This is a genomic window from Sphingomonas sp. BGYR3, from assembly GCF_025153455.1.
In the GTDB taxonomy this organism is placed as follows: Bacteria; Pseudomonadota; Alphaproteobacteria; order Sphingomonadales; family Sphingomonadaceae; genus Sphingomonas.
This window is the reverse complement of the sequence record NZ_JANZNT010000001.1, coordinates 1,965,587-1,990,262: the sequence shown is the minus strand read 5'-3', so window position 1 is coordinate 1,990,262 and position 24,676 is coordinate 1,965,587. Positions and strand designations below refer to the sequence as shown.

The 24,676-nt window shown below is 58.4% G+C and carries 21 protein-coding genes and 3 pseudogenes; 14 read left to right on the top strand and 10 right to left on the bottom strand.

The window, feature by feature from the left end; all coding sequences use genetic code 11:
• Positions 1–18 precede the first annotated feature (18 nt).
• Positions 19–591: a Calx-beta domain-containing protein gene (locus NYR55_RS09425; protein ID WP_260021001.1), complete on the top strand. Its 573-nt coding sequence runs from the start codon at positions 19–21 to the stop codon at positions 589–591.
• Between the two features lie 387 nt (positions 592–978).
• Positions 979–1,269, top strand: coding sequence for a hypothetical protein (locus NYR55_RS09420; RefSeq protein ID WP_260021000.1), 291 nt, complete (start codon positions 979–981; stop codon positions 1,267–1,269).
• 84 nt (positions 1,270–1,353) lie between these two features.
• On the opposite strand, the gene NYR55_RS09415 is transcribed toward NYR55_RS09420, so the two are convergent.
• A protein-coding gene (locus NYR55_RS09415; protein WP_260020999.1) for an IS3 family transposase occupies positions 1,354–2,522 on the bottom strand; the annotation gives its coding sequence in 2 pieces (ribosomal slippage) (positions 1,354–2,270 and positions 2,270–2,522; 1,170 coding nt in all).
• 278 nt (positions 2,523–2,800) lie between these two features.
• A pseudogene (locus NYR55_RS09410) lies at positions 2,801–3,162 on the bottom strand (IS3 family transposase); the annotation flags it as partial.
• A gap of 297 nt (positions 3,163–3,459) precedes the next feature.
• Here NYR55_RS09410 and NYR55_RS09405 point away from each other — a divergent pair.
• The 5 genes from NYR55_RS09405 (at position 3,460) to NYR55_RS09385 (ending at position 8,747) form a co-directional block, all read left to right on the top strand.
• Positions 3,460–3,666, top strand: coding sequence for a hypothetical protein (locus NYR55_RS09405; RefSeq protein WP_260020998.1), 207 nt, complete (start codon positions 3,460–3,462; stop codon positions 3,664–3,666).
• Positions 3,667–3,818: 152 nt separating this feature from the next.
• Positions 3,819–4,448, top strand: a complete 630-nt coding sequence (locus tag NYR55_RS09400; protein ID WP_260020997.1) for a hypothetical protein — start codon at positions 3,819–3,821, stop codon at positions 4,446–4,448.
• Complete coding sequence (locus tag NYR55_RS09395; RefSeq protein WP_260020996.1) at positions 4,403–5,725, top strand: hypothetical protein; 1,323 nt, start codon at positions 4,403–4,405, stop codon at positions 5,723–5,725. Before NYR55_RS09400 ends, NYR55_RS09395 begins: the two co-directional genes overlap by 46 nt.
• Positions 5,716–8,331 (top strand): RHS repeat-associated core domain-containing protein, encoded by a 2,616-nt coding sequence (locus tag NYR55_RS09390; protein ID WP_260020995.1) that lies wholly within the window; start codon positions 5,716–5,718, stop codon positions 8,329–8,331. The genes NYR55_RS09395 and NYR55_RS09390 overlap by 10 nt, the downstream gene beginning before the upstream one ends.
• A 176-nt stretch (positions 8,332–8,507) precedes the next feature.
• On the top strand, positions 8,508–8,747 hold the full coding sequence (locus tag NYR55_RS09385; protein ID WP_260020994.1) for a hypothetical protein: 240 nt from the start codon (positions 8,508–8,510) through the stop codon (positions 8,745–8,747).
• A 373-nt stretch (positions 8,748–9,120) separates the two neighbouring features.
• Here NYR55_RS09385 and NYR55_RS09380 read toward each other — a convergent pair.
• Positions 9,121–10,281: pseudogene (locus tag NYR55_RS09380) on the bottom strand (IS66 family transposase); the annotation flags it as partial.
• Positions 10,277–10,618 carry a transposase gene (locus tag NYR55_RS09375; RefSeq protein ID WP_260021618.1) on the bottom strand — a complete coding sequence of 114 codons (342 nt, stop codon included), beginning with the start codon at positions 10,616–10,618 and terminating at the stop codon, positions 10,277–10,279. The pseudogene NYR55_RS09380 and the gene NYR55_RS09375, both read right to left, overlap by 5 nt.
• Before the next feature lie 677 nt (positions 10,619–11,295).
• Between NYR55_RS09375 and NYR55_RS09370 the strand changes: the two are divergent.
• Positions 11,296–11,772: pseudogene (locus NYR55_RS09370) on the top strand (DDE-type integrase/transposase/recombinase); the annotation flags it as partial.
• Positions 11,773–11,862: 90 nt separating this feature from the next.
• On the opposite strand, the gene NYR55_RS09365 reads toward NYR55_RS09370, so the two are convergent.
• Complete coding sequence (locus NYR55_RS09365; RefSeq protein ID WP_260020993.1) at positions 11,863–12,564, bottom strand: VIT family protein; 702 nt, start codon at positions 12,562–12,564, stop codon at positions 11,863–11,865.
• 132 nt (positions 12,565–12,696) lie between these two features.
• On the opposite strand from NYR55_RS09365, the gene NYR55_RS09360 reads away from it, so the two are divergent.
• Positions 12,697–13,137 carry a universal stress protein gene (locus NYR55_RS09360; RefSeq protein ID WP_260020992.1) on the top strand — a complete coding sequence of 147 codons (441 nt, stop codon included), beginning with the start codon at positions 12,697–12,699 and terminating at the stop codon, positions 13,135–13,137.
• A complete protein-coding gene (locus NYR55_RS09355) occupies positions 13,127–15,721 on the top strand; it encodes a cation-translocating P-type ATPase (RefSeq protein WP_260020991.1) in 2,595 nt (864 codons plus the stop codon). The genes NYR55_RS09360 and NYR55_RS09355 overlap by 11 nt, the downstream gene beginning before the upstream one ends.
• A gap of 96 nt (positions 15,722–15,817) precedes the next feature.
• Here NYR55_RS09355 and NYR55_RS09350 read toward each other — a convergent pair whose 3' ends face one another.
• From NYR55_RS09350 to NYR55_RS09340, 3 genes are all read right to left on the bottom strand, one after another.
• On the bottom strand, positions 15,818–17,305 hold the full coding sequence (locus NYR55_RS09350; protein ID WP_260020990.1) for an NAD(P)H-hydrate dehydratase: 1,488 nt from the start codon (positions 17,303–17,305) through the stop codon (positions 15,818–15,820).
• Positions 17,306–17,442: 137 nt separating this feature from the next.
• Entirely contained in the window at positions 17,443–18,234 is a 792-nt protein-coding gene (locus tag NYR55_RS09345) for a response regulator (RefSeq protein ID WP_347709661.1), read from the bottom strand.
• The gene (locus tag NYR55_RS09340) at positions 18,234–19,448 is read right to left on the bottom strand and encodes an ATP-binding protein (protein ID WP_260020989.1); all 1,215 of its coding nucleotides are present in this window, start codon (positions 19,446–19,448) and stop codon (positions 18,234–18,236) included. Before NYR55_RS09340 ends, NYR55_RS09345 begins: the two co-directional genes overlap by 1 nt.
• 922 nt (positions 19,449–20,370) lie before the next feature.
• Between NYR55_RS09340 and NYR55_RS09335 the strand changes: the two genes are divergently transcribed.
• From NYR55_RS09335 to NYR55_RS09320, 4 genes are all read left to right on the top strand, one after another.
• The gene (locus NYR55_RS09335; RefSeq protein WP_260020988.1) at positions 20,371–20,913 is read left to right on the top strand and encodes a hypothetical protein; all 543 of its coding nucleotides are present in this window, start codon (positions 20,371–20,373) and stop codon (positions 20,911–20,913) included.
• 78 nt (positions 20,914–20,991) lie between these two features.
• Complete coding sequence (locus NYR55_RS09330) at positions 20,992–21,312, top strand: hypothetical protein (RefSeq protein WP_260020987.1); 321 nt, start codon at positions 20,992–20,994, stop codon at positions 21,310–21,312.
• Positions 21,309–22,082, top strand: coding sequence for a C39 family peptidase (locus tag NYR55_RS09325; protein ID WP_260020986.1), 774 nt, complete (start codon positions 21,309–21,311; stop codon positions 22,080–22,082). The genes NYR55_RS09330 and NYR55_RS09325 overlap by 4 nt, the downstream gene beginning before the upstream one ends.
• A 37-nt stretch (positions 22,083–22,119) precedes the next feature.
• Entirely contained in the window at positions 22,120–22,677 is a 558-nt protein-coding gene (locus NYR55_RS09320) for a hypothetical protein (protein ID WP_260020985.1), read from the top strand.
• Positions 22,678–22,704: 27 nt separating this feature from the next.
• Here NYR55_RS09320 and NYR55_RS09315 read toward each other — a convergent pair whose 3' ends face one another.
• Together NYR55_RS09315 and NYR55_RS09310 are read right to left on the bottom strand one after the other, a co-directional pair.
• Positions 22,705–24,000, bottom strand: coding sequence for a hypothetical protein (locus tag NYR55_RS09315; RefSeq protein ID WP_260020983.1), 1,296 nt, complete (start codon positions 23,998–24,000; stop codon positions 22,705–22,707).
• Complete coding sequence (locus NYR55_RS09310) at positions 23,997–24,653, bottom strand: helix-turn-helix domain-containing protein (RefSeq protein WP_260020981.1); 657 nt, start codon at positions 24,651–24,653, stop codon at positions 23,997–23,999. The genes NYR55_RS09315 and NYR55_RS09310 overlap by 4 nt, the downstream gene beginning before the upstream one ends.
• Positions 24,654–24,676 lie beyond the last annotated feature (23 nt).

The following is a 24,676-nucleotide window of genomic DNA, read 5'->3' as shown; positions in this document are numbered from 1 at the left end:
AACCATCTGGAGCAGAAAATGACAAATCGCAGCCGTGGTTTTTCACTGTTTGTTATTACGCTTTCTGCGCTCGTCTCTATGATCACGAACTATAATGAGGCTTTTGCCCAGAGTAGTGATACCGTCACTTATACGTATGATGCGTTAGGGCGCCTAACTTCCGTTAGCGAAACCACCACAGCCACTTCAACTTCTACGAGTTATGTTTATGATGCCGCTAATAATCGACAGCGTGTAACCGTGGAAGTCAGCGGTGGTGGGGATGGCGGAGCATGTACGCTGACTGCAGAAGGCGCCTATCCGGTCGCCGGGTATGTTGATACGCCATTTTGGGCATCAGTTACGCTCTCTTCTGGATGCACAAACACCGTAGTCGTTAACTATACGACGCGAGATGGTACGGCTGTATCTGGGCAAGGCTATCCTCCTTTAAGTGGTTCTCTAACCTTTAGTCAGGCTGGTACTCAATATATCCGTGTATGGGGAAATCCCTATTGTGCTGGATTATATTATTATCTGGATTTATCGACAAGCTATCCAAATGTCACTGTCAATCATCCTTCGGTATTCGTTAATATCGATTACCCATAAATGAGATTATTGGTGATAACAGCAGCCATATCGGCGTTTATATTGCAAACGTCTTCGCAATCAGTTTGCCTTGTGCGAAACGTAGACCAAGCAATGGGTGGGTCAATTATTGCCATAGTAGCGCCAAAATATATTGAAGCTGTTCGCAACAGGGGATTTGTTCAATTCGAATGTGGAAAGGTTGTAAAGGATGCGGTGCGTTTTGCTAACGAATCGTGTCGAATGGCATCAAAGTTGCGCCATAAAGAAAAAGGCATTGTATAGCACCTTTACGGTATGAGTCCTCAAGTCTTGTGTGATGCAGCAAGACAGTTGGCGGCGCTGTGACCGTCCTGATTTAGTAGCTAAAACTCTTTTGTAGACTTATATGTTTGTATCGGTTTTTGTATGAGCAGACGTTTCAAATTACTTGCAACTGCCGCATTGTTTGCAACACACTCAACAGTGTTAGAGCAAGGCCAGGTGGCTCAACACCGCTTTCGTCAGCTTGATGAAAATGGTGTTGACTTGACACATGGCGATTTTATCATGGCATTTAGGGAAGCATCGATCGGTTCGGGCGATGCTGAATTAGATCTTTTTCGTCGCAATGCTACAAACCGATCTACAGATTGGGAGTTACTAAAATTTGGTCGATTTCCGAAAATGTGCAGACGAGCGGTCCTTACCCACAAGTAATAACGATTGAGAATGGATCTGGTGAAATCAGCAGGTATGTATGCAACTCGCTGCTTGGGTTTGTTTTGACCTGCCACGGGATTTTCATCCAGCTCTGATTTGAGCCGCGGCAGTTGTGGTTATGCTTTTCGGTGCTTTGTTTGCAATGGGGTCGGGCATGCCTGACCCCATTGCAAAAATCGTTTCGGCATAGCTGGCCGGGGTCTGGTATCCGATCGAAGAGTGCGGGCGGCAGGTGTTGTAATCCTCCGCCCATTCCCGGATCACCGCGCGGGCATGGTCGAGACCGTGGAACAGCGTCTCGTTCAACAACTCGTCCCGCATCCGCCCATTGAAGGACTCCACGTAGCCGTTCTGCATCGGCTTGCCGGGAGCGATGTAGTGCCACTCGATCTTGTGATCCTTGCACCAGGCCAGGATTGCATTGGCGGTGAACTCGGTCCCGTTGTCGCTGACGATTATGCCAGGCTTGCCGCGCCAGGCGATGATGTCGGTCAGTTCGCGCGCTACGCGACGGCCGGAGATCGACGTATCGGGGATCGCGGCTAGGCATTCCCTGGTCACGTCATCGACGATGTTGAGCACCCGGAACCGCCTGCCACAGGCGAACTGGTCGTGGACGAAGTCCAGGCTCCAGCGGGCATTGGGCCGAGCCGCCACGAGGATCGGAGCCCGTGTGCCAACCGCCCTGCGCCGGGTCCGCCGCTTACGAACGCCAAGACCTTCCTCCCGATAGAGCCGGTAGACACGGTTGATCCCCGATGGCTCTCCTTCCCGCCGCAACAGGATGTGCAGCTGGCGGTAGCCGAACCGGCGCCGTTCATTGGCCAGCTCGCGCAAACGCGCGCGCAACTCCGTCTCCGGCGGCCGCCGGGACTGGTAGCGAACGCTCTTGCGATCGGCATCGATGACGCGACACGCCCGCCGCTCGCTCATCCCGTGATGATCCCGGAGATTAGCAACCGCTTCCCGCTGTGCGACGGGCGTCACCATTTTTTTGTGAGAAGGTCCTTCAACGCCGCATTGTCCAGCATGGCATCCGCCAGAAGGCGCTTCAGCTTCGCGTTCTCGTCCTCAAGCGAGCGCAGCCGCTTCGCCTCGGACACTTCCATGCCGCCGTACTTGGCCTTCCAGTTGTAGATCGTCGCCTCGGATATGCCGTGTCGACGCGCCAGATCGCCGGCCTTCACGCCGGCCTCTGCCTCCTTCAGCACACCGATGATCTGCTCTTCCGTAAACCTCTTGCGCTTCATCTCGTCCGTCCTCGTCTGGGCCGGACTCTAATCGCAACTGGAGTAAATTACCCGTGGCAGGTCAAGTACCTTCATTAGTGAGGTTGTGGCTGCCAGCCCGGCGTCAATCCCGAGCGCCTGATCGGGCTCGGCATCTGCCAGGGCAGTTCGGAAATGCTGCGGGCGGTTGCCGAGGACGATATGCTGAAGGCCGGCGTCACGCTTGCCGGGCAATACTGCGATCATGAAGGATACATCGCCTCGCTGACCGAAGGGGGCTAGCTTTCACGCTGACCGGCATGCTGATCGTCGATGAACGCGATCATCGCTTGAACGGGCGCCAAGGTGCTCTGGCTCGCTCCGCCTGAGCAAAATACGCAGAGGCCTTGCGCAGAATCTCGTTGACCTGCCACGACTGGCGAATCTCGCCCTCCAGCGCCTTCACCTTGTCGGCGACTTCGGTGGAAATGACGGACCGCTTGCCGTTATCGACCTCGACAGTCTTTACCCACTCATGCAGCGTCTGCGGAACGCAGCCGATCTTCTCCGTAATCGACATCACCGCCGCCCAGCGCGACGGATAATCGCGCTCGGGATCCAGCACCATCCGTACCGCACGCTCGCGGACCTCTGGCGCATGCTTGTTCGTCATCTTCCTCATACAGGCTCCACCTTTTCAGTAGTTGGAGCCTCCGACAAATCCGGCGCGGTTCAGATTTTCGCTCGGGACAGATCGAAAAAAATGCAAAAGGGCTCGATTTTCGACGCCTTATTCGACTTCGGTATAGCCGCTGATCCCTTTGCAGGTTTGAATGACCTGCGTTGACGACGTTAATTTTCTATTTTGCTTATGTGAACGCCTTTTCTGATAGCGATCAATAAATCGGAAAATTGCTGTTGCCATCGATGGTGAATAATGTTTTCTTCGTCGCCTAGAAGAACTTGGGGGGCGTGTCGTATGCGTGTATATCACCTCATGGTCATTGGTTTGGTCGGAGCTTCTTCTGTAGCATTTGCTGCCGAGACTGTCACATATACCTATGATGCAAAAGGGCGTCTGGTCAGAGTGGTTCATTCTGGCGGGCCTGCTGCGAATGCAGATAAACAATATAGCTACGACAAGGCGGATAATCGCAAAAAGGTCATCGTTGCAAACGCCCAATAGGGCTCGACCTGCGGTAGCGTCTGTATTGACCATCTTATCATGTGATTTTCCATTTTTTGTGACGGTGCGGCATGTTTCGAACAATTGGATTGCTATCGTGCCTGGTGTCCTTGTTTGGCTGGTCGCCAAGCCATGCGCAGAACAGAGACATGGTGCCCGAGCGCATCGAGGCTTCCCCGCAAGCCGCTCCTGGGGGCGGAGATTGTCCGTCTGGGTGTCCTGGCGAATACAATGCTCCTGCCCCGATCCCTCCTGAGCACCACGCGGTCAGTCCGGGAGGGGTCGACCTGCGTTCAGGCCAATATCAGTACAGCGAGGTCGATCTTGAAATTGGTGCAGGCGACGCGAAGCTTTCGCTTGTCCGTGAGTTTAGCACGGGGTCCTATGATCAAGTTCAAACATCTAAACAGGGATTTGGCGAACTATTCAGCCATAACTGGGACATTCGTATAATAGAGCAACGTATTCCAGTTTCAACTGCAGCAAATCCATCAGGATACGATTACCAGATGACCGTACAGTACTCTGGATTGAGTACAACATTTCGATCTCCAGCGACGAATATCAATTTTAAGGAAGTTTCTACAACTCCAACTGTTTACAGCAGGCTCGTTGCTGCAGAAACAAGTCAACCCAAAACCTATATATTTACCGGTAGTGATGGAACCATCGTTCAGTTTCGGCCGCTCCGAAATATATTGCAAGGTAGTGACTGCCTAAATCCGACATATAACAGATGTGCGTTGTATCAAAAATTACCCAACCAGATGGGACGATATTAGATTTTAATTACGATACTACAAATCCAACAGGAAATGAAACCACTCGGTTAAGAAGTGTGGTGAGCAGCAGAGGTTACGCTTTAATTCTTGAATATTCTGCTGTATCAAGCGGGTACAATGCTATAGTCAAATCTTGCGTGATTAATCTCACAAAAGTTTTAATGACATCAAGCGTATGTCCAGCAACGGGGCCATCCACCACTTACTCATACGTGGGATCCTTCCTATCATCTGTAACAAGTATTGATGGAAAAATAACAAACTATTATAAAACTATATCAAATAATAACTTTGGAACATTTTCAATTCAGCGTCCGGATGAGGCGGTTCCTTACGTTATCAACTCGTTTAGCTCGCTCAATAATTACTGGCAATTTCGTATTGAATCTCAGCAGTTTGTTACTGGTGAGTCATATTCATATGGATACAATTACATAGACCAGGCCGGAGGAGGTGTTCCGAGTATTGTGGGAGGTTATTATACTGATTCGAATGGAAAAAAGGTTGAACTGAAATACGGTGCATATCGTAAGCTTCAGCCAATTGACGATCAGACCCTTATTGTTACACCTGGGCCCGAACAAGTTATTGATCAGCTAGGTAGAGCTACCATAAGCGATTATTGTCAACAGGCTCCAATTGGTGGAAGATGCTTTATTGTACCCACAAAAACGATAAGATATCCTAATGGATCAATAAAGTCATTGCTGTGGGACGGTCAGAGAAGATTATATGAAAGCAGGCTATCTGCAGCAGGCGAATCTGACATTGTTATCACTCAAGCCTACGATTGCGCAGCGCGGGTTTGCCAAAACAAGCCTACATCGATCATTGATCCGCTTGGTCGTGTGACGAGCTACACGTACAGTTCTGTCCATGGTGGGGTGTTGACGGAGGTTTTGCCGGCTGTTGATGGTGTGTCTCCTGCCAAGAAGTACGGATATGTTCAGCGCTATGCGTGGCTGAAGAACGGCAGTGGAGGGTTTAGCCCGGCAGCTTCGCCGATCTGGCTATTGTCGGAGATGCGGACGTGCCGGACGACGGCGCTGGATTTGTCGAGCGGCGCGTGTGCGGGCGGGGTGAATGACCTTGTTCTGACGCAATATGAGTATGGCCCGGACAGTGGACCCAATAACCTCTGGCTGCGTGGCACGGCCGTTACCGCTCAAGACACCGATGGCGTCATTCGCACCCTGCGCACGTGTTACGGGTATGATGCGATGGGTCGCAAGATCTGGGAGACGGCACCGAAGGCGGGGTTGGCACAATGCAACTGAGGGCGGCAGCGATGCGCGGATTGGTGATGCTTGGGTTGCTGGTCGGAGTTGGCCCGGGCATATCGGGCATTGATCCGGCCCATGCCCAAAGCGCAGCGTCGCCGTTCACGACTGGCTATCGCTATGACGCGATGGGCCGGGTGACTGGGGTGATCAGTCCCAAGCCGGATCTAGCGCCAGACGTTCATCCTGCCACCCGCAATACCTATGACCCGGCGGGTCGGCTGGTGAAGGTGGAAATGGGCTCTCTGGCAAGCTGGCAGGAGACCGATACGCTGCCTGTCAACTGGAGCGGGTTCGACATCCATCAGACGGCCGAGATCGCTTATGACGGGATGAACCGCAAGACGGTCGAGATCCTTTGGTCAGGCGGCGTCCGCTACCAGCTCACCCAGTACAGCTATGATGCAGTGGGGCGCCTGGAATGCACGGCGGTGCGGATGAACCCGGCGGCCTATACCAGTCTGCCGGCCAGTGCCTGCACGCTGGGGGCGGAGGGGACGCAGGGCCCCGACCGGATCACACGCAACCAGTATAATGCCGCAGGCGAGCTGATTAAGGTCACCAAGGCACTCGGCACGGCGGTCGAGGCGGATGAGGTCACCTACACCTATACCCCCAATGGCAAACAAGCGAGCGTCACCGATGCGAACGGCAACCGTGCCGAGTACAGCTATGACGGCCATGACCGGCTGAAGCGATGGACGTTCCCGTCGCAAACGACGCCCGGCCAGGTCAATGCGGCCGACTATGAAGAATATGGCTATGATGCCAACGGCAACCGGACTTCTCTAAGGAAGCGGGATAGCCGGACGATCGCCTATACCTATGATGCGCTCAACCGGGTGACGGCCAAGACCTATCCCAATGGCGGGGCGCGGGCGGTTTATTACAGCTATGACCTGCGCGGGTTGCAGACGGCGGCGCGGTTCGACGGCCCATCGGGCGGCGATGCGGTGCTCAGCGGCTGGGACGGGTTCGGCCGCCCCACCACCAGCACCACCGCCATGGGTGGCACCAGCCGAACACTGACCTACAGCCATGACGCCAACGGTAACCGGATACGCGTGACTCATCCGGATGGGCAGTTCTTGAACTATCATTATGATGGATCGGATCGGCTTTACTGGGCCGATCGGAACGGAACAACGCCGATCTTCCATCCCCAGTACGACACAGCGGGTCGGGTCAGCGTGTTGTACCGGCTGAACCAGTCGGCCTTTAACTGGACGTTCGGAACGAATTATGGCTATGATGGCGTCTCGCGCATGGCGTCCTATGGCCACAGCTTCACCAGCGGCGGCAATGTCACGACCTCGTTCGGCTACAACCCTGCAAGCCAGGTCACCAGCCGGACGCGGGACAATGACCAATATGCGTTTACCGGCCATGTGAATGTGGACCGCGATTATGCGGTCAACGGGCTCAACCAATATACCAGCGCTGGCCCTGCCTCGTTCGCCTATGATCCCAATGGCAACCTGACCTCGGACGGTACCACCGGGTTCGGCTACGACATCGAGAACCGGCTGGTGAGCACGACCACCGGGGTGACCATGACCTGGGATCCGCTGGGACGGCTGTGGCAGACCTATGGGCCTTCGACCGGGGTTACCCAGTTCCTCTATGACGGCGACGCACTGGTCGCAGAATATGGCGCCGGCGGCAACATGCTGAAGCGCTACGTCCATGGCACCGCCGCCGGGGTCGATGATCCCATGGTGGAATATGACGGCAGCAGTACGGACTATCAGCGCTATCTGTTCGCCGACCACCAGGGCTCGATCATCGCGATCGCAGACCGGGACGGCAACCGCACCAACATCAACACCTATGACGAGTACGGCATCCCCGGCGCCGGCAATACCGGCCGGTTCCAATATACCGGCCAGGCCTGGATCCCGGAACTCGGCATGTACCACTACAAGGCCCGCATCTACTCCCCAACCCTCGGCAGGTTCCTCCAAACCGATCCCATCGGATACGACGACCAGATCAACCTCTACGCTTACGTCGGGAACGATCCGATGAATGGGGTGGATCCAGACGGTTTATACGAGTGTTCGGGTACAAAGGCTGAATGTCGTACTGCGGCCGCTCTGGTGCGTGGTCTGAATGCTGCCGCAAACTCAAATCGTCTTTCGAGGGCTGAGCAAGCCGAAGCTAAAAGCGTGGCAGAGACAATCGGCACCGAAGGCGATGGTAACGGACTTACGATCGACTTCGATAATCTTGGGAAAGATAAAGTTGGCAATTTCATATTGGGTCAAGCAGACAGTGTAAATAGAACTTTGACGCTAAACACGGTTGCTTTGAGCCATATCGACAAAACTATTGGAATGAGGCAGGCCTTCGTCGAAGGGGTAATTACGTTGGCCCACGAGGGGCGGCACATCCTCGACATTTATCCAAAAAGTATTGATGATAGAATTAATGTAGAAACGAGGGGCTATCAGATGGATTCTATCATCGGAGCTGCTTTTGGTAGAAACCGTTGGAATGACCGTCAGATACAGAGTGGAGCAATTCGATCGTGCGATATCACTGGAAGATTGCATGCATGCCGAGACACCTCGCGGAGACTCTACCCCAATGCATACCGATAATTGCGGTACTTCTGATATTACCTGCTTGTAAGGAGCAGGTATATCGTCTGGGCTCATGTTGGAATAAATCGGACATTTCTACTAGTTTGAATGTAGAAGGAGCAGTTATAATTGAAGGACGAAATAGAGAATCTACGTTAATATTTCCTACAGGGTGTACGTCCGAGGGAGTTGAAATGCGCCTAAATGACAATAATATGTCATTGGAAATGATGGCGCAAAATAAAATAGTTTCTGACGAAGCGGGCGCTGTATTCTTCGAAGGCAATATTAGCGGCAGAGTGATTAGAAATCGCGATAATGAAATAATGATTGAAGTATTCAAGGTTAAGGATTTATACTCACTCGATCCGGCTTATGTTATTGCACGATCAAAAGAGATGGAAAGTCGATCAGATCGGGCCGGGAACCCATGAACAAGTGCTGGTCGATTATGGCTGCGACGTAATGTGGTGGGCGGCCGTGAGCAGGAGAGCTGTGCAGTAGCTGTCTACCACATTACGTCAAAAACGGTCCAGTTTTGACGGGGGAGAGCATCATCTATCCACGGCATCGCCAGAGTATCTGGCGGCAAAAGTGGTTCGATCCGCGACCACTGTTCGACTGAAAATCAGCAAAATCCGCATTCATCACGCCTCCTCGCTATGGAGCGATGAAGCATGTGTGGACGACCCCTGGAGTGGAAGAGCATTTTTGCAGCGATCAGCACCGGTCGGGTGCATCCATGTGTTCGGCCTGTTCGGGCAGCACCGCAGTATCCATCCGGTGCGGGCCGCATGAGAAACGTAATCAGGCTGCGAGGGCCTCGCGCTGCGGGATCCAGTTCCAGGGCAGGAGTTCGCCGAGGCAGCTGATCGATTGATCGGCGATGAGCGCAAGGACGTCGGCGAGCCATGCCTACGAATCGACATCGTTCAGCCTGGCGGTCTGGATCAGCGTGTAGATGACCGCGGCGCGCTCGCCGCCGCGATCAGAGCCACAAAACAGCCAGGCCTTCCGGCCCAAGGGCACGCAGCGTAGCGCGCGTTCGGCCGCTTTGTTAGTCATGCAGATGCGTCCGTCGTCGAGGAACCGGGTGAACGCGTCCCAGCGCTTGAGCATGTAGAGGCGGGCCTTTGCCATATCATGGCTGCGCGACAGCTTACCAACCTGATCGGTGAGCCAGGTGTGGAGCTCGGTCATCAGCGGCGCGCTGAGTTGTTGGCGAACGGCGAGCCGGTCGGCCGGAACCTTGCCATTGATGCCCCGCTCGATGTCGAACAGCGCATCGAGCCGCTGCACGGCATCGAGCGCGATCGGATAGATCATGCTGGCGCGCTCGCCGCGGCTCTTCTTGCGCGCGGCGCCCTCGACGTTGGCGAGCTCGAAGAACTTGCGCCGCGCATGCGCGTAGCAGCCAGCCTCGAGGATCGGTCCAGGCGCACGGCCGTTGCGATACAACTCACCATAGCCGCCATAGGCGTCGGCCTGTAGGATCCCCGACCAGGAGGCGAGATGCGCCTGCGGATGCTGGCCGCGCCGATCGCGCGAGTAATGGAACAGCGCGGCGGGCGGGTCCGCGCCGGCGAACGGCTTGTCGTCGCGCACATACACCCACAGTCGACCGGTATCGGTCTTGCCCCTGGCCATCACCGGCACAGTGATGTCGTCTCTGTGGAACCGCTCAGCGGCGAGTACATGCGCCTCGATCAGCCGATAGAGTGGGGTGAGCGCATGAGCCGCAGTACCGACCTGATCGGCGAGCGTCGAGGTGCTGAGCGTCACGCCTTCACGGGCGAAGCGATCAGCCTGACGGTTGAGGGGCTGGTGTTGCCCGTACTTCTCGAACAGCAGCATGGCGAGGAAGCTTGGACCTGCCCATCCGCGCGGCATGACATGGAACGGCGCTGGGGGCTGCGAGATCTTCTCGCCGTCCCGGCAGGCGAACTTCTCGCGCACGGTCTGGCTAAGGTGCTGGCGGTGCAGCGATCACCGTCGCATCGATTATCTGACCGCCCTTCGGCAGATAGCCGCTGGCCTTCAGTCGCGCATCGAACAGCGCGAACAGCTTCTCGATCGCCCGGGCTTGCACCAGGTGCTCGCGGAACAGCCAGATCGTCCTGGCATCAGGGCTCGGTGCATTTGGCGTTAGGCCCAGAAATTGCAGGAACGACAGCCAGTCCCCGATCTGGAACTCCGCCTGATCGTCGGACAGATTGTACAGCGCCTGGAGGAACAGCGCCTTAAACATCATAACGGGATCATAGGGCGGCCTGCCGCCCCTCGCCCCATCCGAGCGCTTCAACACCTTATCCAGACGGTAGCGGAACGGCTCGAAATCGACCAGCTCGGCCAATGTCACCAGCGGATCGCCGCCTTTGATCAGACGCGCCAGATGTTCCTCCTAATCCCAAAAACCAGCCTGCCGCCCCATGACCGCCTCCCATCATCGCAAAGGCAAGTGAATGACGACGCCGAGTAACCGTCAGAGGTTTTTCGAGGCGTCCATCTAGTGAAACCCTGAAGTCTTGCAAATGCATCGTGGGTTCGATTATTATGGTGGGAACCGAACTAAGCCTGCAAAGCGTTGGTTCAGGACGAAAAAGTTTTTGGGCCTTACTGTGGTATATTCCGAGGTATGCGGAAAACTTGGATCGATAAGAATCAAGAAATCTCAGCCGCTTATCAAATTGGTTCGAATCCCTCCCGCTCCGCCACCGGCCATGCCACAAGGGTCCGCACAGGGCCGGTGGGATCGACTTTTTCTCCCTGATGACCTTCGCCTGACAGACCCGCTCGGCCTCGGCCGTCCGTGCCCGTCCATGCCCATCCGACGAATTGGAGGGGCGAAAACGTGGTACGCGCGGTCGAAAAACGAGGTATTTCTGGAGACCGATCGATGCTGACCGATGCAAAGGGGCGCCGCGCTAAACCGCGCCCGAAACCCCATAAGATCGCCGATGCTAATCGCCTGTTTTTGATGGTCCCCATCCGCAGCACCGGGTCTATCCGTACCTGCTGCGCAAGCGGGTGATCGACCGGCCCAATCACGTGTGGTGCGCCGATGTGACCCACATTCCGATGCGCCGGGGCTTCCTCTATCTGGTCGCGATCATGGACTGGGCAACGCGCAAGGTCCTGGCCTGGCGGCTGTCGAACACGATCGACGCCGGCTTCTGCGTCGCGGCACTGAAAGAGACTTTGGCCCGCTACGGCAAGCCCGAGATCTTCACTACCGACCAGGGCGGCCAGTTCACGTCGCAGGCCTTCACCCCGGTGCTGCGTGAGGCCGAGGTCTGCATCTCCGTGGACGGCCGGGGCCGGCGGATCACCAAGTACAACACCCAGCGCCCGCACCCGGGCCTCGCCGGGAGCGCCCTGCTCGAGGCCTATCGGCAGATCGGGCAATCCGATCATGGGGGGCAGGCCCCCGATGATCTGATGAACAAACAGGCGACATGAACGACAACCGGGATGAGCTTAACTTGGCCGCCAAACCGTCCAAGAAGGCGGGACCACCCCAGCGTGGCGCAGTTTACGTCCTTTTGTCGATCAGACTGACGTGCCCATCAGTCCGCCAATGCCCGCCGTCACGACCATCGCCAGCGCGCCCCAGAACGTGACGCGTGCCACTGAACGTGCCGGAGAGGCGTCACCGGCAATCGCACCAAGCGCGCCGAGCACGGCAAGGCAAAGGAGTGACACCATGCTGACTAGCCAGATCAGCAGTGGTGCCGGCGAAAATACGGCCACAAGCAATGGCGCTGCAGCGCCCGCGCTAAAGGTTGCTGCGGATGTCAGCGACGCCTGAAGTGGCCTTGCAGTCGTGAATTCGGAGAGCCCCAGCTCGTCGCGAGCATGAGCCGCTAACGCATCCTTTGCCATAAGCTGTGTTGCCACCGCTTCAGCAACCATCGGCTGAAGCCCGCGCGCAATATAGATCTGGACAAGTTCTTCATGTTCGATCGCAGGCTCCTTGCCAATCTCGCGACGTTCCTTCGCCAGATTGGCATGCTCGCTGTCCGCCTGCGAGCTGACCGAGACATATTCGCCGGCCGCCATGGACATCGCGCCGGCAACCAGTGCTGCAGTCCCGGCGAGCAGGATATTCGCGCTGCCGCTTTCCGATGCAGCGACGCCGACGATCAGGCTTCCCGTCGAGACGATACCGTCGTTCGCGCCAAGCACGGCGGCACGAAGCCAGCCGATCCGCTTTACACTGTGTCGCTCGGGGTGAGTGGTGACGCTGCGCATGACCTTTCCTCTCACCCTTGGTCCATTGCCGCACTAGGTAACATCACCAAGCGCCACATCTGCGGCGCAGGCCTATTTTCCGAGTGGATGCGATGCAGCCGCGTATCGGTTCCGCGTCGATGGAGTCAGGCAATGTACTGCAGCATCCTCTTGCCAGTCGATCTCGATCAGCCACGCTCCTGGAAAAAGGCGCTACCGACGGCTGTTGCACTCAGTCGATGCTTTGATGCGAAACTCTCGCTCGCGAGCGTCGTGCCTGAGCATGTGGCCATGGTCAAAGCGCAATGGTCAGCGATCGGCTATCGCGAGATGATCGAAACAGCGCGCGCAAGACTTGGATCGCTTGCGGCAACCATCGAAGGCGCCGGCAATATCGACTACCATGTGGATTGCGGCGCTATTCATGCGACGATCCTTTCGATTGCCGAGCGATTCGAGGCGGATCTCATTGTTCTTTCCTCGCATCGTCCGGTGATGCGCGACTATTTGCTTGGCGCCAACGCACTGCGCGTCCTTCGTCACGCCAAATGCTCGGTATTCGTTGTCCGGGACGCAGAGATCGATGCCGACTGAGCCGGATGCGATCGATCGGGTCGCCGTCTCGCAAGGCACTGATGCAAAGCGTCCGAAGCAGGTCGGATTGGAAGAAGCAGAGGCACGACGGCGGCTGACGGAGGAAGGCTATAACGAGCTTGCGCGCCGCCAACGCCGATCGACGATTGCCGTTGTGCTCGGGGTGATGCGTGAGCCGATGCTGTTGTTGCTCGTGGCCGGCGGCATCATCTATCTGGCGCTCGGCGATCTGGGTGAAGCCCTGATGCTGCTCGCCTTTGCCGGCTTCTCGATAGGCGTGACAGCGTTGCAGGAAACGCGCAGCGAGCGCTCGCTTGAGGCGCTAAGCGACCTGGCCAGTCCGCGGGCACTGGTGCTGCGCGATGGTCTGCATCGGCACATTCCGGGCCGCGAGGTTGTGCGAGGGGACTTGGTTCTGCTTGGCGAGGGCGACCGGGTGCCCGCTGACGGCTGGATCGTAGAGAATCATACACTGGCGATGGACGAGTCGCTGCTGACCGGAGAGTCGGCCCCGGTTTCAAAGGCAAGGACAACGGAAGGTGTGGCCGAGACCAGGCCAAGACCGGGTGGGAATGGTCTTGCCTATGCCTTCTCCGGCACGCTCGTCGTGCGCGGCAGTGGGCTGTGCCGGATCGCGGCGACGGGAGCGCAAAGCGAAATCGGGCGCATTGGTCAGTCGCTGGTGCTGATGGAGGTCCAGGCGCCGCGGCTCTATCATGAGACACGCCGGCTGGTTGCACTGTTCGCAATCGGCGCAGTGCTGATCAGCGGGTTCGCCGTGCTGCTGTTCGGCCTGCTCCGCGGAACCTGGCTCGAGGCGGCGCTTGCCGGCATTGCCCTTGGCATGTCGATGATGCCCGAGGAAATTCCGGTGGTGCTCGCCATTTTCCTGGGGATGGGGGCTGTGCGGATGTCCCGCGAGCGCGTGCTCGCAAGGCGCGGGGCGGCAATCGAGACACTGGGTTCTGCAACCGTGCTGTGCACGGACAAGACCGGCACGATCACGGAGAACCGCATGACCGTTGCAGAGCTGCGCCTCTCTGACGGGAGCGTCTTTTCTCCCGACGGAACCCCGCTCCCGCACGCCTTTGTGCCGATCGCTGAGTTGGCGCTGCTCGCAAGCGCTCCACAGGCGGTTGATCCGATGGAGATCGCATTTCACGACCTTGACCGAACGCAGCGCAGCACACGAAATCGCAAGTCCGCCAGAGCCGATTGGGATTTGAGACACCGATATCCGCTCGATCCGGGCCTCTTGGCCATATCCCATGTTTGGCAGACGGGAAGCGCGGTCGAGGACCATCTTATCGCCTCGAAGGGCGCGCCTGAAGCCATCGCCGAGCTCTGTCGATTGGACGGGGATGCGCGTGCATCGATGCATGTCGCAGTCGACGCGATGGCCCGCGAGGGATTGCGCGTGCTCGGGATCGCCGAGGCGCGCTGGCGCGGAAGTGATTTTCCCGCGACCCAGCGCGGGTTCAAGTTTGTTTTCCACGGCCTGATCGGGCTTCGTGATCCCCTGCGCGCTTCGGTGCCTGGGGCCGTTAAACAGTGCCGCAGTGCCGGCATCCGGGTGGTGATGATCACTGGAGACTATCCCGAAACGGCGCGGGCAATTGCTCGGGCCGCCGGAATCGACGAAGGCGAAGTGATCACTGGCACGATGCTCGCTGCGATGGACGATGCCGAGTTGGCGCAGCGTGTTCGGCGCGTGGGCGTGTTCGCGCGGATCATGCCAGAGCAAAAGCTTCGGATCGTCAAAGCCTTCCAGTCCGCAGGCGAGGTTGTCGGAATGACAGGTGACGGCGTCAATGACGCGCCGGCGCTCAAGGCGGCTGATATCGGGATCGCGATGGGGAAGCGCGGTACCGATGTTGCGCGCGAAGCGGCGGCAATCGTGCTTCTCGACGACGATTTCGGTTCGATCGCTACTGCGATCCGCATGGGGCGGCGGATCTACGACAATCTGCGCAAGGCAATGGGGTTCATCGTCGCAGTGCATATCCCGATAGCGGGGCTGGCACTGATGCCCCTGCTCTTTGGTCTGCCGATCCTTCTGGGACCCGTGCATATCGCGCTGCTGCAAATGATCATCGACCCGGTCTGCTCGCTCGTCTTCGAAGCCGAGACCGACGAGGCGGACGTGATGCGTCGCCCCCCGAGGCCTGCGGGCACCCTGCTTCTGTCGCGCGCCTTGCTGGGCTGGTCCATCGCGCAGGGATTGGTTGCCCTTGCCAGCGTTGCGGCGGTGTTGATGTGGATGCTGACGGGCGGTGCGCCCGAGACAGAGCTGCGCGGAACGGTGTTCTTCGCACTTGTGGGCGCGATCCTCAGTCTCGTCTTGGTCAATCGCTCCTTCTCGGCGACCCTGCTGGCTGGTTTCGGTCGCCCCAACATGGCTTTAGCGGTGATTGCGGCATTGGCAGCGGCGGTCCTCCTCATCGCCGAATTCCTTCCCGCTGCGGGTCAGCTGCTGGGAATGACCGCGCTCGGCTGGACCGATGGGCTGGTGGCGCTAGGCGCAGGCACAGCCGTGCTTGGCACGCTTCAGGTGGCAAAACATGCCAAGGCAAAGGAGTCGTAACCGGGGGCGCAGACCCACGGCCCGACGGGATGCCGCTATGCCGGATGCCGGTTCGATGCCGACTTGCCATGGATGCCGGATTGAGTGCGACTGCGTTCAGCGGGTCCGGCGCAGCAAGGGCGACTTCATCGCCTCGAGCCGTCCAATCACCGCCGGCATGATTTCAGGCAGATCCTCTGCAATCAGGCCAGGGCCGAATTGCGTCGCCGCAGCCCCATGTATCCAGGTCGCGGCAGCCGCAGCGTGAAAGGATGACATGCCTTGGGCGAGCAGGCCAAGCACGATGCCAGCCAGGACATCGCCGGATCCCGCCGTCGCCAACGTCGGGGGTGCGTTGGTATTGATGATCGCGTGCCCGTCAGGCGCGGCAATGACGCTGTCGCTGCCCTTCAGCACAACGGTTGCGCGGCTCTGGGCAGCGCTGGCACGCGCGCGTTCCAGTCGATCGCCAGCAATGTTGAATAACCTGGCGAACTCCCCGTCATGCGGCGTCAGCACGCAGGGACTGGTTATTGCTGCACGGAGTGAATCGAGTTTCCCGCTGAATACCGTAAGGGCGTCGGCATCGAGGACGGTTGGACGACCCGTCGCCAACATGGCCAGGACAGCGCCGCGCGTTGCCGCTGTCACGCCGGCCCCCGGACCAATCAGCATTGCCCCGATGCGCTGGTCGCTGAGGAACCGTTCAAGTGCATCGGCATCTGCGACCGGATGAACCATGATGCTGGTCAGTGCGGTGGCGTAGATTGGGAAGGCTTCGGGCCCGACAACAACCGTCACCAGTCCTGCCCCCGCTCGCGCCGCCGCTGCCGCAGCCAGGCGAGCAGCGCCGGTGGCCGGGAAGCCGCCCCAAACAACCGCGTGTCCCCTGTCGTATTTATGGGTGGTTTCGTGCAGACGCGGAAGCTGATCGATCCATAAGTCTGGACTGTTTTCGAAGATCCGGGGATTGACGGCATCGATGATGCCGGAAGCTATGCCGATATCGGCGATGACAAGCTCCCCGCAAAGCGTGTGGCCCGGAAGCAAGAGATGTCCCGGCTTCTTTCGAACGAATGAGACGGTAAGCGAAGCGGCAACAGCACCGGCCGCGACGCCGGTATCGCTCATGACGCCGGTTGGAAAATCGACAGCCACGATGGGGATCGCCCGGGACGAGGCCGCCATAAGCACTTCGATCACAAGGCGCGGCAACGCTCGATCAAGGCCCGCGCCAAACACGGCGTCGACAATGAGTTCGGCCTGATCAAGCACGTGCAGGCCGAACGGCTCGATCGGGGACGCCCAGCGGTCGGCGTTGACCTTGGCAACGCCCACCAGCTTCACCGGTTCACCGAACAGGGCGAGGCGAACCGGCCAGCCTGCGTCCCGCAGTTTGCGGGCGACGACGAAACCGTCACCCCCATTTTTGCCGGGCCCACACAGGACCGCAACCGGACGACGCGACCAGCGGTCCATGATGCAGGCTGCAACTGCCGCGCCTGCATTTTCCATCAGCTGCTGTTCGGAAATGCCCGCTGCGACAGCCAGACGATCAGTCTGCGCCATCTGATCGGTGGTCAATATTGCATAGCCCTGGTCCATGGGTTCATGCCTCATCGCCGCTTTCCTTGAACCCTGCCAATGCGCACATCGTCACGGTTGGTGTTTGATGTAGCGCCGAAACGGATGGAATGGAGCGCAGATCGTTGATCCATGATTTCAAAGTGGTGCGCGCGGCGCTATCGGCTATTGCCGAATTGGTTTCGGATATCGCCGTCGCGCAGCGTGTTGCGTGCGTTCAATGAACAAACCGGCTGATAGGCATTGCCGCCAGCGCCGCCGTGCTGATGTAGGTCGAAATCGGGCGGCGTCAGCCCAGAGCAAGGCGAACCGGACGGAACCATGAAAGGCTCTCCCAGTCCGGCAGCGAATGCAATCCGGAGCGCGTCGGGAAAGGATTTGGCACCGAGCTTATGCATGACATGCGAACGGTGAACCTCAACCGTTCGCGGACTAATCCCCAGATCATAGGCGATTGTCTTGTTTGGAAAGCCACGAACAAGCCCCTCCAGGACGTCGATTTCGCGCGGAGTGAGCGCAGCAATTTTTTGCCTTGCCAAGTCCTCGCGCGCGATCCAGCGCTCCGCCTGCAGCACGTGATCGAATACTGCCTTGACCATTTCCAGAAGCACCCCGCGATCAAAAGGCTTTTCGATCAGGTCTACGGCCCCAGCTTTCATCGCGTTTACGGCTGCGGCGGTATCGCCATGTCCTGTCAGCACGATGACAGGCACAACAAATCCTCGCTCCCTCATCTCCCATAATGTCTCAAGGCCGTCTTTTCCGGGCATCTGCAGGTCCAGCAACATGCAGCCAGTGCCCGGGGGTCGCTGCTGTTGAAGAAAATGCGAGCCGCTTGGCCAACATTGGGGCTGATAGCTTGCGGCGCGCAGCATGAAACTGAGGGCACGTCTGAACACACCATCATCATCGACGATATGCACGGTCAGGCTGGGCGCTGCCTCGTTCATCAGGAAACGCCTTCGGTCAGTGGCAATGTGAAGCAGAACGCAGCACCTCCGCCGACCTGATTGCGCGCCGAGATTTTGCCGCCATGCGCCTCCACGATCATCTTGCAAATCGCCAGACCGATTCCGAGACCGTCCTGCTTACCCGTGACGAAGGCATCAAAGAGCTGGGAACATTGTCCGGCACCAAGCCCCGGACCGGTATCCGCCACGATTATCTCGGCAAATCTTCCAGCCGGACGGGCGCGGACAAAGATGGTGCCACCGCCACCCCGCATCGCGTCGATCGCATTGCGGATGAGGTTGACCAGCACCTGCTGCATCTGAATCCGATCGACACAGACGAGGGGATCGAAACCATCCAGATCGACTTCGGATCGGACGTGCATTTCTGCGGCGCCTGCCATAGCGAGGGTCATGGCATCTTCGATGAGCCGCGAGAGATGTTCAAAGCTACGCTGCAAGTCGTCGCGCATGACGAACGCGCGCAGCCGGCGAACGATGTTGGCCGATCTCAACGCCTCGGTCGCTGCGGCATCAAGGGCACCACAAGTCGATTCGATCGTACCGCCGGATCGCAGCAAGGCCGCGGCGGTCTGTACGAAGCTGGTGATTGCGGCAAGCGGTTGGTTGAGCTCATGGGCGAGCGCCGCCGCCATGACCCCCATCGCACCAACCCGCGATAGGTGCAGCAGGTCATCGTACAGCGACCGCAACTGCCTGGCCGATTGCTCCTGTTCCTCGAGATCGCGGATGAAGGCGACAAAAACCTGCTTGCCCTGCACGCGGATCCGATCGACGATCATCTCGTATGGAAAAGACGTGCCGTCGCGGCGCACGCCAACGGCATGACGAAAGCGCTGGCCGCCCGTCACGTCTTCCGATCCAAAATATGAGACGATATCAATGTCCTGCCGGGTGCCAGCTGGCAACGACATCAGCTTTCCAATGCTTTGGTTCAGCACCTCATGCTTGCCAAACCCGAAAATTTGCTCAGCCGCCGCATTAAAGAAAAGAACCATCCCGCGGGAATCCATGACGATCATGGCATCAGGAAACGCATGAATAATTTTATTCATCTGGCATGAATCAATTTTACTTATGAAGTCGCCATCGATGGGATCGCGAAATTTTTCATGCCCATCCAACACGTCATACTTTTCAGTAGATCCGTTGGCATGAAGATTTTTACTGATGAATTGAGATGGCATCATCATATGTTCTCGACTATCGATTACCCATACTCGATCACGTCTATTGTCGCCACAACCACTGGCGATCTGCCATAAGGAGAATCCCGTAAGCCTGCGCCGACGCTTGCCAGGCCCCGGATGATCCGGTTGCGCGATTCGCCCAGCTGATGGGACGCGACAAAGCCATTCATCGATCCCGGTATCGTTTCGGCGATGAACAATGGGGGACGGACTAGGCAATCGCCCGGCCGGACAGCGGCATTGCTCGATCGCCCCGCTGTCGATCATGATGAATTCAGCACGGTGCCAGTCGCCAATTGACGCTGCGTTCCAATCCACTGATCGCAGGAAAGGCGGGTCCGGGGCGCTGCATGAAACAGGACCCTGCAGCCATCAATGTGCCGGGGGCAGTGATGCTTGCCATTCGAAAGCGTCGAAATCGTGCCGTTAGCTTTCGGTGCCCCGGTTTCGAGGCAGGCAGCCATTGCCTTGCGACTAACGGGCGGGATTGACTGAACCAGGCGCGTTTCAGGCCCCAAACAAGAACCGGGAACGGCTTTCGCTGTTCCCGGTTCCGGCCGGCTATCGATCGCTCAATCCCGACGATGCCGGTATGACGTAAGCCAGCGCGGAGGTGAGTCCGTCATGATCCTTAAGTCGAATTGCTAAGGCGCAGCGCTGGGGGATCAGCCATTCCCGGCGCGCTCGGTGACAAGGGTTCACGTATCCGCGCAGCCCACGCTAATATTCCCCTGGCAAACGCACTGGATGCCAATGGCCCTGGCTGGAACGACACCGCCGAATACGGGAATTTCCTGATCGTGCGAATTGCCTGCCGACAAGGCACGTCGATCGGACCGGCCCTAAAGCGCTGTTGTCTCGATTGACGAGGCGCGGGACGGCACGGCCGATGCGGTGTCAGCCCTTCCAACGAAAGGAGATCCACATGCGTGTGTCCATCATCATCAAGGCGTCGGTTGCGGCTGCAGGCTTCGTCGTCGCCATGCCGGCATTTGCCCAGACCACAGGCGGCCAGACCAATACCACCATCGACGACAACAGCGATGATAACGTCGTCATCAACGATCTGCTCGACGTGTTCTCGGTCGACAACGCCGCTGACAGTTACAGCGAGAGCTACACCAAGACCTATGCGAGCGCCGATCAGGACAATGACGGCAACAACTCGCACAACGGCAATACGATGATTGTCGCAAGCCAGTCCCTGAAAGCGATGAACATCAATCGCGAGCTGGACGAAGTCGTCGATCTGGACGGCGAGGACGGTTCGGACACTGCTGTTGGCTATAATAGCGGGTCGAACTCGGTCAATGACAATGCATTCGCGGCGTTTGCAGGCATCAACAATGCCGCATGGAACACCGGGATCAACGCCAACACCCAGGCCGCCACCAACATTGCGGCGCAAGGGACCGTCAACTTCGGTGTCAGCGGCAGCGCTGGCAGCGGTGGCGGCGACGCCGACTGACCCCCTGCCTGTCCGGACCGGGGCACCCCCTGCCCCGGTCCGGAAGCTTTTTCAGGCCGGAAGCAAAGGAGCAATTCCATGAATATAAGTCATACCCTCGCCCTGGGGACCGCGCTTTGCTGCGCGACACCTGCCCTTGCTCAATCGAACGATTTGCCGGTGCAGCTTGCGGAGACAGAGCTCGCCGCGCTGCGCGGCGGTCAGACGATCGTGGTCAACAACCAGACGCTTGCCGCAACCACATCGGGCAACATCATGGGCGACAATGTCGCTGGCAACATCTCCCTGGCGGACAATGCCTTGTCCAACTTCAATGGCATCGGTAATTTCGTGATCAATACTGGCGCTCAGAACAATCTTCAGGCTGGCATGACGCTGACGGTCACTGTTCAGCCATGATCCGGTCCGCACCGTCCATGCACCTCCACCTGCCGAGCCTTGGGCTCGCGCGCGCAGCGCTGATCGCGCTGTGCGCGCTATCCGCGGCAGAGGCGCATGGCCAGGTCAGGTTAGGCCCTGAGCAGGGTGGCAACTATACCGTCCGCGTAATGAGCTGGTGGGAAATCCCATTCCGCACCGTCACGCGGCAAGGCTATGACTTCAGCTGCGGTTCGGCGGCCATCTCGACCCTGCTCAGCTATCATTACGGGCGTCCGGTGTCGGAACGTGAGAGCTTTGCCGCGATGTGGCGAACAGGCGATCGGGACGCGATCCGCAAGCATGGCTTTTCCCTACTCGACATGCGGACCTATCTGACATCGATCGGCTATCGCGCGGAGGGGTTCATGCTGACGATGGACCAGCTTCGCCAGGTGCGGCGGCCAACGATCGTCCTGCTCGACCTGAACGGGTTCAAGCATTTTGTGGTGATCAAGGGAATGCGCGGCAACAAGGTGCTAACCGGCGACCCTATGCTGGGCCTGACCCAATATCCCGCCTCGACGTTCGCAAAGCACTGGAATGGCATCGCGCTGGCAATCCTCGCCACGCCGGACAGGCGGCGCCCGACCTTTGATCTGGCCAGTGACTGGGGACCCTGGTCCCAGGCCCCAATGGACGATCAGGGCGCCATGCTGACATCGGTTGGCGACCTGACCAGCTTCTTGCCGCCCGATTACCAGATCTCCCCTCAAATCCTGCTCGACGTCCGGGTCGGCACCGCAAACTAGGATCAGCGACATGCGCGTACCTGCAATCATTCGCTTCATGATGACCACCGGCATGCTGCTGGCAGGGCTGGTATCAACCGCCAGAGCAGAGGAACTGGCGCTTGAATCGATCGAGCCATGTGATGATGCGACACTGGATGCCCAGAGGGGCGGATTCGTCATCGGGGGCATGACCATTTCGCTGGGCGCCGACATGCGGACCTATCTCAACGGCGATCTGGTGATGCAAACCACGGTCCGCTGGCAGGACGGCGGCGCACAGACCGAACGCTGGGTATCCGCCGCGCTGACGCCGGCGACAGCGGAACAGCTGCAAACCGGCTTTATCGAAACGGGGACCCTGCGGCTCAGCGTTGGCAGCCAGCCTGTATTCCTTGCGAATGCAGGCCAGACCGCACTCATTCAGCGAACGGACGGCGGCATTCAGAACATCGTGCTGAACACCGCAAGCGCCACTGCCATGCGCCAGGAAATGGACGTGGCGCTGGATGTGACCGGCTATCAGCCCTTTGGCGACGTGATCGGACAGGCATCGCTTGCAGGCAACCTGAACGACACGATCGCCCGCCTGTCGATCAGCGCCGCCCGTTTCTGATCGTGGCGCTTTTCCGCGTGGTCACAGTCACAATACGAACGGGAACCGGAGCGTGACGCTGACGTCGGGCGCATCCTCAGTCACGCCGAACTCCACGCCGAAGCTGATGGTCTGGCGCACATTCAGACGATAGGACATGCCGAGCGTCATTGATCCGACCTGCAGGGGTCTGGATCGTTCAATGCCATCCCCAATCTCGGTCTTGGTCGCCATCAGATAGGAATGGCGATACCCCAGTGCGAAGGAAAATCGCGGGTTCAGCGCGAATCCAAATCCCAAATTGCCTGATATTGCATCGCCGGGATCGACATGGCCGATCGGCGCACTGCCGATCAGGCGATCAACGTCGCGGCCGATATGCCAAAGATAGGTCGCACCCGCGAAAATCACCACGGGATCGGACGGCAACAACATGCTGAGACCTGGCTGCACACCCCAGAAACCGGATCCTGTCGCCAGCCCCGTCGCCACGCCGAATTCGTCATAGGCGATATCGAACGGCCCCTTGCCGGTATCGCTTTTGACCCGCAGCGATGCGACCCAGATCGGGTTCTGACCGCGTTGCGAATTGAGCTGATAGCGTGCTGCAAACTCGATATCGCCGATATCGTCTTCCTTCAGGCTGATGGATCGCACAATCCCCTCGTCGCGCTGCTGCGCCACCTCGATCCGGTCGTACCGGTGCAGTCCGGGGATCCGTGCCTCGATTTCCAGCCGGTTGGTCAGGCCGTAGCGTACGGCCATGGTCGACGCGATCGTTTCGCGGCGGGCTCGACTGGCCTCGATCAAGCCGATCTGGATCCCCGGGACCAGCTCGAAACCTCGAAAAACCAGCCGGTCGGTGGCGGATTGGGTATATTCGAACGTCGGATCAATGACGATCCGCCCGGCGGGTGTCAGTACGCCCACATCTTGAGGCACCGCCGCGACCTCGTTGCGAACGTCGCGTTCGACCTCGGGCTGGTCGCCGACCGGCGCGTCCGGCATGGCCGGCTCCGCGGTCTGCTGCGCGGCAGGCGGCGCCGCCTCCGGTCTCGGAGCGCCAGCCTGGGGCGATTTCTGAGCCACGTCGCTTGACGATGGGTTCAGCCCCTGCACGCCGCGGCCCCGATAGGTCACGATATCCGCGCCGAGCAAAAGGCCTTGTAGATCATCAATAGCGATCCGTTGCTGTTCGATGATCCGCTGCTGCGCCTCGATCTGCCGCTGCTGTTCGGCAATGGCAGCCTTCAACGCTTCGGCATCGGACACCTGAGGGCTGGCCCAGGCTGTGGATGTGCAAATGCTCGATCCCAGGAGCGCGACGAACAGCCGCGCGCTCACAGCGTTGCCCCTGCAAGTCCGAACAGGCGAGTGTCATCGCGATCAACGATCAGCGATGACGGGTCGTCAAGCCCGCCCAACAGGGCCAGGCGGCGTCGATCAATCGCGGATATTCGATGAAGCCCGTCCGTTTCGATGATGCCCATCCGGGCCAGGGTGCCCAGTGATCGGCTGACGGTTGAGGGGGTCAGGCCGAGATGGTCGGCAATGTCGACACGCGACATCGGCAGGTCGACAATGTCGCCCCTGCCGATCCGGGATACCAGCCGGTCGATAAAGGCTGCGATCCGCTGGATCGCGCTCGGACGCCGCAACAGCAGAACGCTTTGTTCTAGGCTCGCGATCGCCTGTGCGGCATGGGCGTTGAGCCACTCACCGTCCATTCCGGATAGCGCGTGTCGCCGAAGCACCGTCGGTTGCAGGGTTTCGGCAGATGCGGAATAGACCTCGCTGTTGGTGCCCAGAATATCTCCAGCGAGTGCAAACCGATCGATATGCCGCGTTCCATCTTCCAGATAGCGGCAAAGTCGAAGCGCGCCCTCGATCACCTCGAACCACGCGAAATTCTCTTCCCCCTGATCGAAGACAATGGATTTGGGCTCAAATCTTATCATCGTCTGATCATCGATTATTGCATAAAACCGATCGGTCATCGCTCGCCCCTTATCTGAAACAT